This window comes from Nonomuraea sp. NPDC052265 (assembly GCF_044547985.1).
GTDB lineage: Bacteria > Actinomycetota > Actinomycetes > Streptosporangiales > Streptosporangiaceae > Nonomuraea.
Genome location: NZ_JBIUBJ010000005.1, coordinates 107,618 through 122,261, shown reverse-complemented (window position 1 = coordinate 122,261; position 14,644 = coordinate 107,618). Strand labels below are relative to the sequence as shown.

Here is a 14,644-nt window from a genome sequence, read left to right as displayed (position 1 = left end):
TTCCGATCAAGTGGTGCGCCGGACCTGGGTGAGTTGGCATGATTACCTCCACAATCTCCAGACGCGTACCCCTCACCTCAGCGTCCGCACATTTAGCAAGAGGATCGGCCCCGTGTCCCAGCCGCTCACCGGTCAGCGCCCCCGCAACGAACTGATCGCAGAGCTCTACGACCGCCATGCCGCCGGGCTGTTCGCGTACTGCGCCGACCAGCTCGGTGATCCGGGCACGGCGTCCGACGTCCTGGCGTCCGTGCTCGCCGGCGTCCCCGACGCCGTCCCGCCCCGCGCCGCCCTGTACGCCTACGCCCGCCGCCAGATGCGCCGGCGGGACGTCGTCTACGCCCCTCCGGTCGTGGACCCGCTGGTCGATCCGGCCTCGGCGCTGGTCGAGCGGGTGCTGCGCGAGCTGCGTCCGCAACAGCGCGAGGTGCTGGTGCTGTCCGCGGTGTGCGCGCTGAGCAGGGCCGAGCTGGCCTGGGTGCTCGACATCGCGCCCGACACCGCCGAGGAGCTGGTCGTCGGGGCGAGCCACCGCTTCCGCCAGGTCCTGGGCATGGCCCTGGCCGCGCTGGCCGACGGGCGGGTGCCCAAGCCGCTCTCCGACGTGTACGGCGCGCTCGCGGTCGCGCCGCTGCGGGACGTCCTCGGACGTCTGCCCTGGCCGGAGCCGCCCGCGATCCTGCGCGTGCACTTCGCCGGGTCGGTGCCGGCCGAGCCCGGGCCGCTGTTCGTCAAGCCGCTCTGGCCCGCGCCGCCGCAGTGGCCGCTGCCGCTCGCCGAGGCCGACCCGGCGACCAGCACCGGGATCTTCCCGGCGGACCTGCTCGTGCCGCCCGCCGCCGGGCGGCCGTCCGTGCACGAGGCGACGACCGCGCCGATGCCCAAGCTGCGCGATCCGCTGGGGGCGCTGGACTCGATGGGGCCGCTGCGGGACCCGGCCGCGCGGGCGGCGGCCGTACGCCCGTTCCTGTCCACGCCCCCGAAGCCGTCACAGCCCTCGAAGCCCTCGCAGCCGCCACAGCCCCCGCGGAGCCTGGCCGAGCCGTCGCAGGCCCTGGCCGAGCCCGCGCGTCCCTCCGCCCGGCCCTTCAGCACGGGCGACTTCACCGCCCCGCCCGCCTCCCAGCCCTCCGCGGCGGACGCCTCGGCCGAGGCCCGCGTGGAGCGGGCCGCCGTCCCGCCGCCCGGGGAGCGGCCCTTCTTCCTGGCCGCGCCGGTGCCCGCCGACGTGCTGGACGACGAGCCGGTGACGCAGGAGATGCCCGCCATCAGGGACGTGCCGGTACGCGAGGACCCGCCCCGCCCCCCGCAGCGTCCCCTCGCGGCGGAGCAGCCGGGCAAGGAGGCCGCGCCGCTGTTCACCCCGAGGTCCAGGGCCACCGCCGAGCCGGTCTACCGCATGCCCGAGCCCGAGCCGGACCCGGCGCCCTCCGGCCCGGCGCCGTCCGGGCGGAGCCGCGCCGCGGACTTCGCCGCCGAGCTCGCCCGCGAGCTCGAAGCCGACCGCGAACGCCACCCGGACCCGATCCGCGACCTCCAGCGCCCGTCCCGCCGCGGTCCCGGCGCCGAGCCGGCCCGCTCACCGGGCAGAGACGGCGCCAAACCAGGCGCCAAACCAGGCGCCAAGCCCGGCGCCCGCAAGCAGCCGGCGGGCAAGAAGAAGGCCGCGGCCAGGAAGAAGGCGCTCAAGCGGCGCAGGGAACGGCACCACGACTGGGCCTGGGAGTTGATCGGGTTCCTGATCTGCGTGGCCATCGCGATGATCGTGTTCTTCTCCGTGCCGATGTTCATGGGCCCGTGAGCGCCTACATGGTGTTGACGATCAGCCCGATGTGCGTGAAGTAGTTCAGCGCGCCGAACAGGAGGAACGCCACCCCGGCGATCCCCCAGCACACCCCGGTCACGGTCGTGACCGGGCCGCCCCTGGCCCGCAGCGCGAACGGGAACAGCACCGCCCCCACGCCGACCAGCACGTACAGGCCGGAGATGAAGGTGGCCTCCAGCAGGGGCATGCCGGCGAAGGCCCCCGAGATCGGCTCCTGCGGCGGCGCGGCGAACAGCGTGTACGTCCACCCGGCCGCGGCGATCCCGAAGCAGGCCAGCCCCATGGCGAAGACGAACAGCGCGATCGGCCCGGCCGTACGCGCCACGAGCTTGCGCCGGTCGGGCGCCACGGCGACCAGCCCCCAGCGTTTCCACAGGTAGAGCGCGGCGGCCAGCAGCAGCACGCCGAACGCCAGCGAGGGCTCCCCGAAGATGATGTTGTCGAACGGGAAGCCCTGCCCGGCCAGCGGCCAGGTGAGCGTCATGTGCAGCCCCGTCACCGCCAGGATGGCCCCGACCGCGCCGAACGCCAGCGCCCAGCCCTCCACGTGCTCCAGCGGGTCGCCCCTGAGCAGCCGGCGGCCGAAGGAGACCACGAGCAGCAACCCGACGCCGGCGGCGACCGCCATGATCGTGTTGTACGTGGGCATCCTGGTCCAGTCGATCTTCAGCTCCGGCTCCGCCAGGACCACCCAGATTCCACTCATACAGACGCAATTACCCTAAGTATCATACAAGTAACACAAAGTTACACGGCCGACAGGATCAGCCCGCTCGTCGGCACGCCGGTCCCCGCCGTGACCAGGACGTTCCGCACCCCGGCCACCTGGTTGGCGGCCGTCCCCCGGATCTGCCGGACCGCCTCGGCGATGCCGTTCATGCCGTGGATGTACGCCTCGCCCAGTTGGCCCCCGTGCGGGTTGACGGGCAGGCGGCCGTCCAGCTCGATGCCGCCGTCCCGCAGGAAGTCCGGGGCCTCGCCGCGCCCGCAGAAGCCCAGCTCCTCAAGCTGGGCCAGGACGAACGGGGTGAAGTGGTCGTACAGGATGGCCGTCTGGATGTCCGCCGGGGACAGCCCGGACATCTCCCACAGCTGTCTGCCGACGACGGACATCTCCGGCAGGCCGCTCATGTCGTCCCGGTAGTAGCTCGTCATCATCATCTGGCCCGCGCCCGCCCCCTGCGCCGCCGCTGTGATCACGGCGGGCGACCTGCGCAGGTCGTGGGCGCGTCCGGCGGACGTCACGACCAGGGCCACCGCGCCGTCGCTCTCCTGGCAGCAGTCGAGCAGGTGCAGCGGCTCCACGATCCACCTGGACGCCTGGTGCTCCTCCAGCGTGATCGGCCGCCCGTGGAACCAGGCGGCCGGGTTCGTGGCGGCGTGCCGGCGCATGGCCACCGCCACCCGCCCGAAGTCCTCCGACGTCGCCCCGAACTCGTGCATGTACCGCCGCGCGAACATGGCGACCCACGCGGCCGGGGTCATCAGCCCGAACGGCACGTGCCAGCTCATCTCCAGCCCCTGGGAGGTGGGCTCCCCGGTCAGCCGGGCGTTCGGCTGGCCGAAGCGGCGGCCGGAGCGCTCGTTGAAGGCCCGGTAGCAGACCACCGTGCGGGCCATGCCGGTGGCCACGGCCATGGCCGCGTGCGCGACGGTGCCGCAGGCCGCGCCGCCTCCGTACTCGACGCGGGAGAAGAAGGTGAGGTCGCCGACGCCGGTCTCCCGGGCGACGGCGATCTCCTGGTTGGAGTCCTGGGTGTAGGTGACCATGCCGTCCACCTCGGACGGCGGCACCCCGGCGTCGTCCAGGGCGGCGAGCACGGCCTCGGCCGCCAGCCGCAGCTCCGACCGGCCCGAGTCCTTGCTGAACTCGGTGGCGCCGATGCCCGCGATCGCGGCCCGCCCGCCCGGCATCACGCGCTCCCGGGCAGGACGAAGGTGACGGTGCCGGTGGCGTGGTCGCCCAGGCTCACCCTGCCGCGCACCTGCGCGGTGTACCGGTCGCCGTCGCGCTCGACGATCACGCCGCTGAAGCTCAGCCGGTCCCCCGCGTACGCCGGGACGCCCAGCCTGACGTTGATGCTCGTGATGACCGCCTCCGGGCCCGTCCAGTCGGTGACGTAGCGTTCCACCAGGCCCATGGTGGTGAGGATGTTGAGGAAGATGTCCTTCGAGCCCTGGGCGCGGGCCTTGGCGGTGTCGTGGTGCACGGGGGTGAAGTCCCTGGTGGCCAGGGCCGTGGCGATCACCGTCGTGGGGGTCAGGTCGACGGCCAGCTCGGGCAGGGCCGTACCGGTGGCGGGGGTCACGGCTGCTCCGGCGTCCACATCGGCAGGACGAGCTCGTCGTCCATCGACCGGTACGTCACCCGCAAAGCCATCCCGACCTCCACCTTCTCGATCGGGCAGTCCACGACGTTGCCCACGATCCGTACTCCTTCCGGCAGGTCCACCACGCCCACCACGAACGGGACCTCGCGCCCCGGCACCGGCGGATGGTGGTGGACGACGTAGCTGTAGAGGGTGCCGCGGCCGCTCGCGACGACGTGCGACCGGTTCGCCGAGCGGCAGGCAGGGCACATCGGGCCGGGCGGGTGGCGCAGCTCGCCGCAGTCCGCGCAGCTCTGCACGCGCAACTCGCCGTCCCGCACGCCCTCCCAGAAGAACGCGGTGTCCCTGTTGACCGCCGGCCTCAGCGGGTACGGCTCCCGCGCGCGCGGCGCGGGCGCCTTCGGGCGGAACTTCAGCACCCGGAAGAGCATCTCGGCGACCGGCTGGTCGTCGTCGCCGTACCAGGTGACGTTCCAGGTGGCGAAGTAGCCCTCGCCCAGGGCGGTGCGCTTCGGCCCGGACAACGACGTGAAGCGGGTGGCGGGCGTCAGCAGCTCGCCGATCCTGGCGTACCGGTGGTAGGTCTGCTCGCAGTTGGTCGCCACGACCCCGGTGTAGCCTCCGGCGTCGAGCGCGGCCAGCAGGTCGTCCACCGGCGAGCGGTCCTTGGCCCGCGAGCCCGGCCCCTGCATGGTCCACACCTGGGCCATCGCGGGCGGGGCCACCCCCTCCTCCAGGTAGCGCGGGTTGGCGTCGCCCATGGCCTCCAGCCAGTGGCGGATCATGGGCGCGTTCACCGGGTCGGCGGCCGGGGTGCCGCGCAGCTCCCCCATGGCCATCTGCTTGCCGGCCAGCTCGTGCAGCTCCTCGTCGCTCATCGCGGCGGTCATCGCGTCGGTCATCGCGGCGGCCTCGGCAGGTTCAGGCCGAGCATCGCGATCAGCTCGCGCTGCACCTCGTTGACCCCGCCGCCGAACGTCAGCACCACCGCGCCCTTGACGCCGTGGTCCATGCGCTCGGCCAGCTCGGCCGTCTCCGGGTCCGAGGGGTCGCCGTACCTGGACACGACGTCGCAGACCAGCCGGCCGATCTCCTGCATGCGCTCGGAGCCGTAGATCTTGGTGGCCGAGGCGTCGGGCGCGCCCAGCCAGCCGAGGTCCATGTTCGCCGCCACCTGCCAGTTGAGCAGCTCGTTCGTACGGAAGGCGGCCCGTACCCGGGCGAGGGCTCGGCGGACGTCCGGGTTGTCCGTCAGCCCGGCGTGCCTGGCCCAGGCGAGGAAGCGGTCGTAGGTCTGGCCGAGGTTGCCGGCCGGGCCGAGGGTGACGCGTTCATGGTTGAGCTGGTTGACGATCAGGTCCCAGCCCCGGTCCACCTCGCCGACCACCATGTCCACCGGGACGCGGACGTCGGAGAAGTAGGTGGAGTTCGTGTGGTGGCGGCCGTCCATGGTGACGATCGGGGTCCAGGAGAAGCCGGGGTCGTCGGTGGCGGCGATCATCATCGTGATGCCCTTGTGCTTCTTGGCCTCGGGGTTCGTCCGGGCCGCCAGCCAGATGTACTGGGCGTAGTGCGCGCCGCTGGTGAAGATCTTCTGGCCGTTGACGACGTAGTGGTCGCCGTCGAGCACCGCCGTGGTGCGCAGGGAGGCCAGGTCGGTGCCGGCCTCGGGCTCGCTGTAGCCGATCGCGAAGTGGCACTCCCCGGCCAGGATGCGCGGCAGGAACCGGTCCTTCTGCTCCTGGGTGCCGTACTGCATCAGCGTCGGGCCCACCGTCTGCACGGTGATGATCGGGTACGGCACCCCGGCGCGGGCGATCTCGTTGGCGAAGATCTGCTGTTCCAGGGGCCCGTACCCGCCTCCGCCGTACTCCTTGGGCCAGCCCAGCCCGAGCTTGCCGTCGCGGCCGAGCCGGCGGCAGTGCTCCATGTACGCCTCGCCGAACGGGTCGTCGGCGATCTTCGCGCGGTCCTCGGCGGTCAGGCAGCTCCGGAAGTACTCGCGCAGCTCGTCGCGGAGCGCGCGCTGCCCGGGGGTCAGGTCGATCAGCATCAGACGAGGGCTCCGATCAGGTCGAGCTGGGCGTCGGCGCCGCCGAGCAGGTGGGACAGGTGCTTGGCCTGCGCGAAGTAGCGGTGCAGCGGGTAGGTGACGTCGAGCCCGAGCCCGCCGTGCAGGTGCTGGCAGGTGTAGAGGGCCTTGACGGCCTCGCAGACGTGGAACGCGGCCAGCGCCACGTCCTCGTCGGCGGGCAGGCCCTCGCCCAGCCGCCACGCCGCCGACCACATGGCCACGTCGAGGGCCCGTCCCGCGATGTAGACGTCGGCGATCTGCATGGTCACGGCCTGGAACTCGGCCAGCGCCCGGCCGAACTGCCGTCTCGTCCTGATGTAGGAGGTGGTCAGGTCGAGCGCCCCGGCCAGGACGCCGCTCGCCTGCGCCGCGACGGCCACGGTGAACAGCCGCCCGGCGTCGGCGGCGGCCTCGGGCCCGGCCACCCGCTCGGCGGGCGTGCCGTCCAGCAGGACCGTGGCGGCCGGCTCGCCGGTCGAGGTGAACTCGGGGCTCGCGGGCGGCGACGCCGCCAGGAACAGCCCCTCGTCCGCGGTGACCAGGACGTCGTCCGCCGGGTACGGCACCGAGACCTTGCGCCCGGTCAGCGACCAGCCGTCGCCCTCGCGGCGGGCGGACGTCGCGGGCGGATCGGCCGGGGCCCGGCCGGGCTCGCGGCGGGCCAGGGTGCCGCGCGTGACCCGCCGCCGCTGGTCGGGGCCGCCGTGACGGGCCAGGGCCAGCGTGCTCACCAGGACGGGCAACGCCGGCACGGCCGCCGCCCGCGCCCCGACCTCGCGCAGCACCACGGCCATCTCGACGGGTCCGAGCCCGGCGCCGCCCGCCTCCTCGGGCACGCACACGCCCATGAGCCCGGCCCGCCACAGCCCGTCCTCGGCCGCCGGGCCGCCCTCCCCCTGCTTGGCCAGAACTTCGGCGGTCAGCTTCTTCAGGTCCTGCTGGGTCTCGTCCAGGTTGAAATCCATCAGCTCTCCAAGAGGTGGTGCCTGCCGTGCTCGACGAACTCGTCCTCGATCGCCTTGACGTCCACGCCGGTCAGGGGGCGCAGCCCGGCCGGGGACCGCCACCAGACGGGGTCGCCGGTCCGCCACGCGTCCTTGGCCAGGATCCGCTTGATGACCTTGTGGGAGGGGGTCAGCGGAAGTTCACTACAGATCCGGATATAGCGGGGTAAGGACTTGGGGCCCAGGTCGGTCCGCCCGGCCAGGAAGGCGGTGAACGCCTCGGCGTCGAAGGGGCCGTCCAGGACCAGCGCCGCCATCACCTGGTCGCCGGCCGCCGCGTCCGGCACCGGGTAGACCGCCGCCTCCACCACGCCGCCGAACTCCCGCAGGGCGGCCTCCACGGGGGCGACCGCCAGGTTCTCGCCGTCCACGCGCAGGCGTTCGGTGCCGCGCCCGGCGAAGAAGACGTGGCCGCCGGGGTCGGCGTAGGCCAGGTCGCCGGACCAGAACGCGCCGTTCCTGACACGTTCGGCGTCCGCGTCCGGGTCGTTGTAGTAGCCCTCGAACAGGCCGGGGCCGGAGGTGTTGACCAGCTCGCCGACGGCCTCGTCCGGGTTGAGCAGGCGACCGCCCTCGATGCGGGCGGGCGGGCACGGGCGTCCGGTGAAGGGGTCGAGGATCCGCACGCCCGCGCCCAGCCTGCCGAGGCTGCCGGGCGGGCCGCCGGGGTCGGGGGTGAAGGAGATGGCCGTCTCGGTGGAGCCGAAGGCGTCGATCACCCGGCAGCCGAACCGTTCGCCGAAACGCCTGGTCGCGACCGCGCTGCCCTCGTTGCCGAAGGCGATCCTGAGGGGGTTGTCGGCGTCGTCCGGGCGTTCGGGGGTGGCCAGGACGTACGAGAGCGCCTTGCCGACGTAGTGCAGGTACGTGCAGCCGTGCCGCCGTACGTCCGGCAGCAGCCCGGAGGCCGAGAACCGCCTGCGCACGGCCAGCGCCGCCCCCGAGGCCACGGCCGGGGCGTAGGCGGCCATCAGGGCTCCGGAGTGGAACAGCGGCATCGAGCAGTGGACGACGTCCTCGGGCGTGAGCAGCGCCGCCAGGCTCAGCCCCGGCAGGGCCAGCTTGCGCTGCGTGATCCGGACGGCCCTGGGCCGCCCGGAGGTGCCCGACGTGAAGATCAGCATCACCAGGTCGCCGGGACCGGCCTCGGCGGGCCGTCCCTCGCCCTCGCCCAGGGACGACACCGTGGACAGCGGCAGGCTCTCCAGGCCCAGCGCCTCGGCGACCGACGTGGCCGGGCCCGCGAAGGGGGCGTCCCAGAGCAGGAGGTCCACGTCGGTGGCGCGGGCGTCGCGGATCAGCTCGTCGACCGGGCGCGTCGGGTTCAGCGCGACCATCACGTGCCCGCCGAGCGCCGCGCCGCCGAGCAGGAAGAGCAGCTCCGGGACGTTCTCCGCCAGCACGCCCACGTGCAGACCGGTGCCGCGCCCGCTCAGCCAGGCTCCGGCGGCCCGGCAGCGGGCGACGTGCTCGCGCCACGACCACACCGCGCCCTCGAACATCAGCCCAGGTCGGTCGTCCTGCGCCCGGTCGAGGAGCAGGGCCGCCAGCGTCTGCGCGATCATCGAGCCCTCCAGCAAGCGCTAGGTAAGCCGAATGGCAAACTAGAACAGATTCTAATATCTGTCCAGTACCGGCCTTTCTCGCCTTGTTCCGACATAGTCCTGTAACGCCGTAGACATGGGCCGATACGGCCTGTTTGTGACTCACGAGTAACAAGCCGCGTAGTCGAGAAATCAGATAACGTGTTCTTATGCGTACCTCGCCCGGGTCATTCTCCGCGCCCCCCAGCGACACCGAGGGGGCCGCCGAGGGCCGCGCCGCGGCGGGCGGTCGCAGTGTCCGCACCCGCAGCCAGCACCAACGCCGCAAGCGCATCGTCCAGGCCGCCGCCGCGCTGGCCTCACGCGGCGGTGTCGAGGCCATGCAGATGCGCACGGTCGCCGAGCGCGCCGGCGTGGCGCTGGGCACGCTCTACCGCTACTTCCCGTCCAAGATGGACCTGGTCGTGGCGGTCGTGGGCGAGGAGATCGACCTACTGGAGAGCAGCATCGAGCGCCGCCCTCCGGGGGCCTCCACGCCGGCCAGCCGGGCCGTCGACGTGCTCATGCGGGCCACGCGGGGGCTGATGCGCGAGCCGGAGCTGGCCGACGCGCTGATCCGGTCGCTGATCATGGCCGAGGTCCAGACGCCGTTCGGCGACCGCATGACGGGGCTGCTGCTGCGCGTGTCCGCCGACGGGCTCACGGTCGACCAGGCCGGCGAGGAGCAGCTCGACCTCGCGGGCTCGCTGGCCAGCGTGTGGGTGCAGGAGCTGCTGGAGATGTTGCGGGGGCGGCGCACGTACGACCAGATCCAGCGGCGCATCGAAACGGCCGCGAATCGCCTCCTGGCCGACATCTAGCCTCTTGTCGGATATCTCCGTCATGCCCTAAAACCGTCCGAGGCCGGCGCCGAAATTGTCGGTGGCGGGAGCTATACAGGGGGGCATGAGCGACAAGCCGACGAGCGACGACTTCCTCCGGCTGGCCGATCCGATGCGGCGCGAGCTGTTCGCACACTGCTACCGGATGCTGGGGTCGGTGCACGACGCCGAGGATCTCGTGCAGGAGACGTATCTGCGGGCCTGGCGGGGCTATGACGGGTTCGAGGGGCGGTCGTCGCTGCGCACGTGGCTCTACCGCATCGCCACCACCGCCTGCCTGACCGCGCTCGACAGCCGTGGCCGGCGGCCCCTGCCGACCGGTCTCGGCGCCCCGAGCACCGAGGCGAGCGCCCCGCTGGTCCAGGACGGCGAGGTGCCCTGGCTGGAGCCGGTGCCCGACACGCTGGCCGGGGTCGAGGCGGGCGGCGACCCCGCCTCGATCGTGACCTCGCGCGAGAGCATCAGGCTCGCGCTCGTCGCCGCGCTGCAGCACCTGCCGCCCCGGCAGCGCGCGGTGCTGATCCTGCGCGACGTGCTCAGGTGGCGGGCGGCCGAGGTCGCCGAGGCGGTCGGCCTGTCCACGGCGGCCGTCAACAGCATCCTCCAGCGGGCCCGCGCGCAGCTCAGCGAGGTCTCGCCGAGCCTCGACGACCCCGTCGAGCCGCTCTCTGCCGAGCAGCGCCACCTGCTCGACCGCTACGTCGCCGCCTTCGAGAACTACGACGTCGACGAGCTGGTCTCGCTGTTCACCAAAGACGCGATCTGGGAGATGCCGCCCTACGTGGGCTGGTACGAAGGCCCCGACGCGATCGGCGAGCTCGTCTCCGACCAGTGCCCCGCGAGCCGGCCGCACGACCTCAAACTGCTTCCGGTCGCCGCCAACGGCCAGCCCGCGTTCGCCGTCTACTTCCGCGAGGACGACGTCTACCGTCCCTTCGCGATCATGGTGCTGGCGCTCCGCGACGAGGGCATCAACCACGTAGCCATGTTCTTCGACCTGCAGCTTTTCGACACCTTCGGGCTGCGCGCCGAGCTCCCCGCGGGAACCGAGACTTCCGCCGGAAAGTAGAACGCGTTACAGTCGCGGCCAGAGCAACGTTCTGGAGGCGACTGTGGGCACACCTGTGATCGTCGAGGCCGTTCGCACACCCATCGGCAAGCGGGCGGGATGGCTGTCGGAGCTCAAGCCGCAGCAGGTGCTGGCCGCGGCGCTGAACGGGCTGATCGAACGCGCCGGCGCCGACCCGGCCTCCGTCGGCCAGGTGTTCGCCGGATGCGTCACCCAGGCCGGCGAGCAGGGCGGCCACGTCGGCCGCCATTCCTGGCTCTACGCCGGGCTCCCCTACCAGACGGGCGTCACCACGATCGACGCCCAGTGCGGCTCCTCGCAGCAGGCCGTGCACCTGGCGGCGGCGATGATCAGGGCCGGCGTCATCGAGGCGGGCATCGGCTGCGGCGTCGAGATCATGAGCAGGGCGCCGCTCGGCAGCAACGTGCGGCCCGCCAGACCGCGTCCCGACGACTGGAGCATCGACCTGCCCGACCAGTTCACCGCGGCCGAGCGGATCGCGCGGCGGCGGGGGCTGACCAGGGAGCGGCTCGACTGGTTCGGCGCGCGCTCGCAGCGCCTGGCGGCCAAGGCGTGGGCCGACGGGCGGTTCGAGCGGGAGATCGTGCCCGTCGGGTCCGTACGCAGGGACCAGGGGTTACGCGAGACCACGGTCGAGAGCCTGGCCGGGCTCAAGCCGGTCGCCGAGGGCGCCCTGCACACGGCCGGCACGTCCTCGCAGATCTCCGACGGCGCGGCCGCCGTGCTGGTGACGAGCGAGCAGGAGGCCCGCCGGCAGGGGCTGCGGCCCAGGGCGCGCATCCTGGCGCAGGCGCTCGTGGGGGCCGAGCCGTACTATCACCTCGACGGTCCCGTGGAGGCGACCGCGAAGGTGCTGACGGCGGCCGGGATGACCATGGGCGACATCGACAGGTTCGAGGTGAACGAGGCGTTCGCGTCCGTGGTGCTCTCGTGGGCCGCCGCGCACGAACCCGACCTCGACCGGGTCAACGTCAACGGCGGGGCCATCGCGCTCGGCCATCCCGTCGGGGCCACCGGCGCCCGGCTCATCACCACCGCCCTGCACGAGCTCGAACGCTGCGACGGCAGCACCGCGCTGGTCACGATGTGCGCGGGCGGCGCGCTGGCCACGGCGACGATCCTCGAACGCGTCGCCTGATCTACCATTCAACGCACGTGCTCGATCGGGGGAACCGGTGGGGAAGACCAGGCGCAGGCCGTACTCGGAGCAGCGGCCGCAGGAGCTCGGCGGCGGGGTGTGGAGCGTGCCGGTGCCCATCCCGGGCAACCCTCTCGGCTACACGCTGGTCTACGCCGTCGAGTCGCCGCGCGGGCCGGTGCTGGTGGACGCCGGCTGGAACCACCCCGACGCCTGGGCGGCGCTCAGCGGCGGCCTGGCCTCGCTCGGGCTCGACGTCGCGGCCGTGAGCGGCGTGGTCGTCACCCACTTCCATCCCGACCACGCCGGGCTGGCCGGGCAGGTCAAGGAGGCGTCCGGGGCCTGGATCGCGATGCACGAGGAGGACGCGGCGCTGGTCCGGCTCATGCACCGGTTCGCCTCGGAGGAGCACGCGAGCTTCCAGTCCGACATGCTCAGGCGGGCCGGCGCCGATCCCGCCGAGGTGCGCGAGGCGATGGGCACCCGGCCGACGCCGCCCGCGCTGCCCGACCGCGAGCTGCGCGACGGCGACCTGGTGGAGCTGCCGGGCCGCAAGCTGCGGGCGGTGCACACCCCCGGTCACACGCCGGGCCACATCTGCCTGCACCTGGAGGACGCCGACCGGCTGTTCACCGGCGACCACGTCCTTCCCGACATCACCCCGCACATCGGGATCTATCCCTACGACCGGGACGACGTCGATCCGCTGGGCGACTTCCTGGACTCGCTCGACCGGGTCGGCGAGCTGGGCCCCCTGGACGCTCTGCCAGCACATGAGTGGATATTTCCTGATGTTGCCGCACGCGCCGCCGAGATCCGCCACCATCACGAGGAGAAGCTGATCCGGTTGCGCACCCTCATGGCCGAGCGGTCGCGACCGCTGACCATCTGGGAGGTCGCCGCGATGATGACCTGGAACCGGCCCTGGGACGACCTGACCCCCGTGCTGCGCGGCATGGCGGCCGGCGAGGCCGCGGCCCATCTGCGCACCCTGGAGACCCGGGGCCTGATCCGCCGCGTCCCGGACGTCGATCCCGTACGCTTTCAGGCTCTAGACTCCTAGACATCCGATGTCTAGGGAGAAAAGCGTGGCGGTCACCGACGCGGCCATCGACAAGATCAAGCAGATGATCCTCTCCGGCGAGCTGACTCCGGGCGACCGTCTGCCGAAGGAGGCCGACCTCGCCGAGCGGCTGGGCCTGTCGCGCAACTCGCTGCGCGAGGCCGTGCGCGCGCTCGCCCTGATCAACGTGCTCGACGTACGCCAGGGCGACGGCACGTACGTCACCAGCCTGGAGCCGCACCTGCTGCTCGACACCATGTCGTTCGTGCTCGACCTGCACCGCGACGACACGGTGATCCAGTTCTTCGAGGTCCGGCGCATCCTTGAGCCGGCCGCGACGGCCCTGGCCACCGAGCTGATGAGCGAGCAGGACATCGAGGAGCTGCGGCTCATCCTCGACTCGTTGCCCGCCGAGCCGACGGTCGAGGAGCTGGTCGCCAACGACCTGGAGTTCCATCAGCGCATCGCGCGCGGGTCGGGCAACAGCGTGCTGTGCTCGTTCATCGAGAGCCTGTCAGGTCCGACCACTCGGGCCCGAGTGTGGCGCGGCCTCACCCAGGAGGGCGCGATGACGAAGACCCGCGAGCAGCACACCGCGATCTACGAGGCCATCGCCGCCCGCCAGCCGGACGTGGCGCGTTCCTGGGCCACCGTGCACGTGGCGGGCGTGGAGGCGTGGCTGCGCAAGGCCCTCGACTGATCGGCACGCGGGAGCGCTCCCCGGGTAGTAACCGTGTCGTGCCCGACAAACTGGAGCGATACCGCAGCAAACGCGACCCCAGCCGGACCCCCGAGCCCGTGCCCGCCACCCCTCCCGAGGACGGTGGCGGCGCCGCGTTCGTCATCCAGGAGCACCACGCCCGGTCCCTGCACTGGGACCTGCGGCTGGAACGCGACGGCGTGCTGGCCTCCTGGGCGGTCCCCAAGGGCCTGCCCGCCGACCCCGGCACCAACCACCTGGCCGTGCACACCGAGGACCATCCGATGGAGTACCTCACCTTCCACGGCGAGATCCCCAAGGGCGAGTACGGCGGCGGCACGATGACCGTCTGGGACACCGGCACGTACGAGACCGAGAAGTGGTCCGACCGGGAGGTCAAGTTCGTCCTGCACGGCAGGCGGGCCTCCGGCCGGTTCGTGCTGTTCCGGACGCGGGGCAAGAACTGGATGATCCACCGCATGGACGCCCCCGCCCGCGACCCGTTCCCCGACGTGGAGCCCATGCTGCCCACCGAGCGCGCCCGGCCGCCCAGGAACGCCGCCGACTATGCCTTCGAGTTCGCCTGGCGCGGACGCCGGCTGCTGGTCCCCATCGACGGCGGGCGCACGACGGCCGCCCGCGAGCACCCCTGGCTGCGTCCGCTGGCCGAGTCGTTCGGCAGCCGGACGGCGGTGCTGGACGGCGAGGTGGTCACGCTGGGCGGCACCGAGATCCTGGTCGTCCACGACCTGCTGTACGACGAGGGCCGCTCCCTGCTGGACGAGCCGTTCGCCGACCGACGGGCCGCCCTGGAGGCACTGGAGCTGGCCGGTCCCCGCTGGCAGACCGCGCCCTCGTGGCCCGGCGAGGCCGGCCCGGTCCGGCAGGCGGCGCGCGAGCAGGGCCTGCCCGGCGTGGTCGCCAAACGCCTGGACTCCCCCTACGAGCCCGGCACGTCCAGGTCCTGGCTGTTCATCCCCTCCTGACGCCGCCGT

At 72.6% G+C, this 14,644-nt stretch carries 14 protein-coding genes; 7 read left to right on the top strand and 7 right to left on the bottom strand.

What is annotated here, in order from left to right:
- Positions 1–112 precede the first annotated feature (112 nt).
- Entirely contained in the window at positions 113–1,801 is a 1,689-nt protein-coding gene (locus ACIHAD_RS17520; protein ID WP_397355508.1) for a hypothetical protein, read from the top strand.
- A gap of 4 nt (positions 1,802–1,805) precedes the next feature.
- On the opposite strand, the gene ACIHAD_RS17515 is transcribed toward ACIHAD_RS17520, so the two are convergent.
- From ACIHAD_RS17515 to ACIHAD_RS17485, 7 genes are read right to left on the bottom strand one after another with little or no spacing between them, the layout of a single operon-like run.
- Entirely contained in the window at positions 1,806–2,531 is a 726-nt protein-coding gene (locus ACIHAD_RS17515) for a DUF981 family protein (protein WP_397355507.1), read from the bottom strand.
- Positions 2,532–2,572: 41 nt separating this feature from the next.
- Complete coding sequence (locus ACIHAD_RS17510; RefSeq protein ID WP_397355506.1) at positions 2,573–3,739, bottom strand: lipid-transfer protein; 1,167 nt, start codon at positions 3,737–3,739, stop codon at positions 2,573–2,575.
- Entirely contained in the window at positions 3,739–4,134 is a 396-nt protein-coding gene (locus tag ACIHAD_RS17505; RefSeq protein ID WP_397355505.1) for a MaoC/PaaZ C-terminal domain-containing protein, read from the bottom strand. The genes ACIHAD_RS17510 and ACIHAD_RS17505 overlap by 1 nt, the downstream gene beginning before the upstream one ends.
- Complete coding sequence (locus ACIHAD_RS17500) at positions 4,131–5,057, bottom strand: bifunctional MaoC family dehydratase N-terminal/OB-fold nucleic acid binding domain-containing protein (RefSeq protein WP_397355503.1); 927 nt, start codon at positions 5,055–5,057, stop codon at positions 4,131–4,133. Before ACIHAD_RS17500 ends, ACIHAD_RS17505 begins: the two co-directional genes overlap by 4 nt.
- Positions 5,054–6,208 (bottom strand): acyl-CoA dehydrogenase family protein, encoded by a 1,155-nt coding sequence (locus ACIHAD_RS17495; RefSeq protein WP_397355502.1) that lies wholly within the window; start codon positions 6,206–6,208, stop codon positions 5,054–5,056. Before ACIHAD_RS17495 ends, ACIHAD_RS17500 begins: the two co-directional genes overlap by 4 nt.
- Positions 6,208–7,194, bottom strand: a complete 987-nt coding sequence (locus ACIHAD_RS17490; protein WP_397355501.1) for an acyl-CoA dehydrogenase family protein — start codon at positions 7,192–7,194, stop codon at positions 6,208–6,210. Before ACIHAD_RS17490 ends, ACIHAD_RS17495 begins: the two co-directional genes overlap by 1 nt.
- Positions 7,194–8,798, bottom strand: coding sequence for an AMP-binding protein (locus ACIHAD_RS17485; RefSeq protein WP_397355500.1), 1,605 nt, complete (start codon positions 8,796–8,798; stop codon positions 7,194–7,196). The genes ACIHAD_RS17490 and ACIHAD_RS17485 overlap by 1 nt, the downstream gene beginning before the upstream one ends.
- Before the next feature lie 188 nt (positions 8,799–8,986).
- On the opposite strand from ACIHAD_RS17485, the gene ACIHAD_RS17480 reads away from it, so the two are divergent.
- The 6 genes from ACIHAD_RS17480 to ACIHAD_RS17455 all read left to right on the top strand — a co-directional run bounded on the left by ACIHAD_RS17480 (position 8,987) and on the right by ACIHAD_RS17455 (position 14,635).
- A complete protein-coding gene (locus ACIHAD_RS17480; protein ID WP_352322019.1) occupies positions 8,987–9,637 on the top strand; it encodes a TetR family transcriptional regulator in 651 nt (216 codons plus the stop codon).
- Positions 9,638–9,722: 85 nt separating this feature from the next.
- Positions 9,723–10,727 (top strand): sigma-70 family RNA polymerase sigma factor, encoded by a 1,005-nt coding sequence (locus tag ACIHAD_RS17475; RefSeq protein ID WP_397355499.1) that lies wholly within the window; start codon positions 9,723–9,725, stop codon positions 10,725–10,727.
- 43 nt (positions 10,728–10,770) lie between these two features.
- Entirely contained in the window at positions 10,771–11,886 is a 1,116-nt protein-coding gene (locus ACIHAD_RS17470; RefSeq protein ID WP_397355498.1) for a steroid 3-ketoacyl-CoA thiolase, read from the top strand.
- A 37-nt stretch (positions 11,887–11,923) separates the two neighbouring features.
- Entirely contained in the window at positions 11,924–12,949 is a 1,026-nt protein-coding gene (locus ACIHAD_RS17465; protein ID WP_397355497.1) for an MBL fold metallo-hydrolase, read from the top strand.
- A gap of 25 nt (positions 12,950–12,974) precedes the next feature.
- On the top strand, positions 12,975–13,649 hold the full coding sequence (locus ACIHAD_RS17460) for a FadR/GntR family transcriptional regulator (protein ID WP_397355496.1): 675 nt from the start codon (positions 12,975–12,977) through the stop codon (positions 13,647–13,649).
- 38 nt (positions 13,650–13,687) lie between these two features.
- Positions 13,688–14,635 (top strand): DNA polymerase ligase N-terminal domain-containing protein, encoded by a 948-nt coding sequence (locus ACIHAD_RS17455; protein WP_397355495.1) that lies wholly within the window; start codon positions 13,688–13,690, stop codon positions 14,633–14,635.
- The last annotated feature ends 9 nt before the right edge of the window (positions 14,636–14,644 follow it).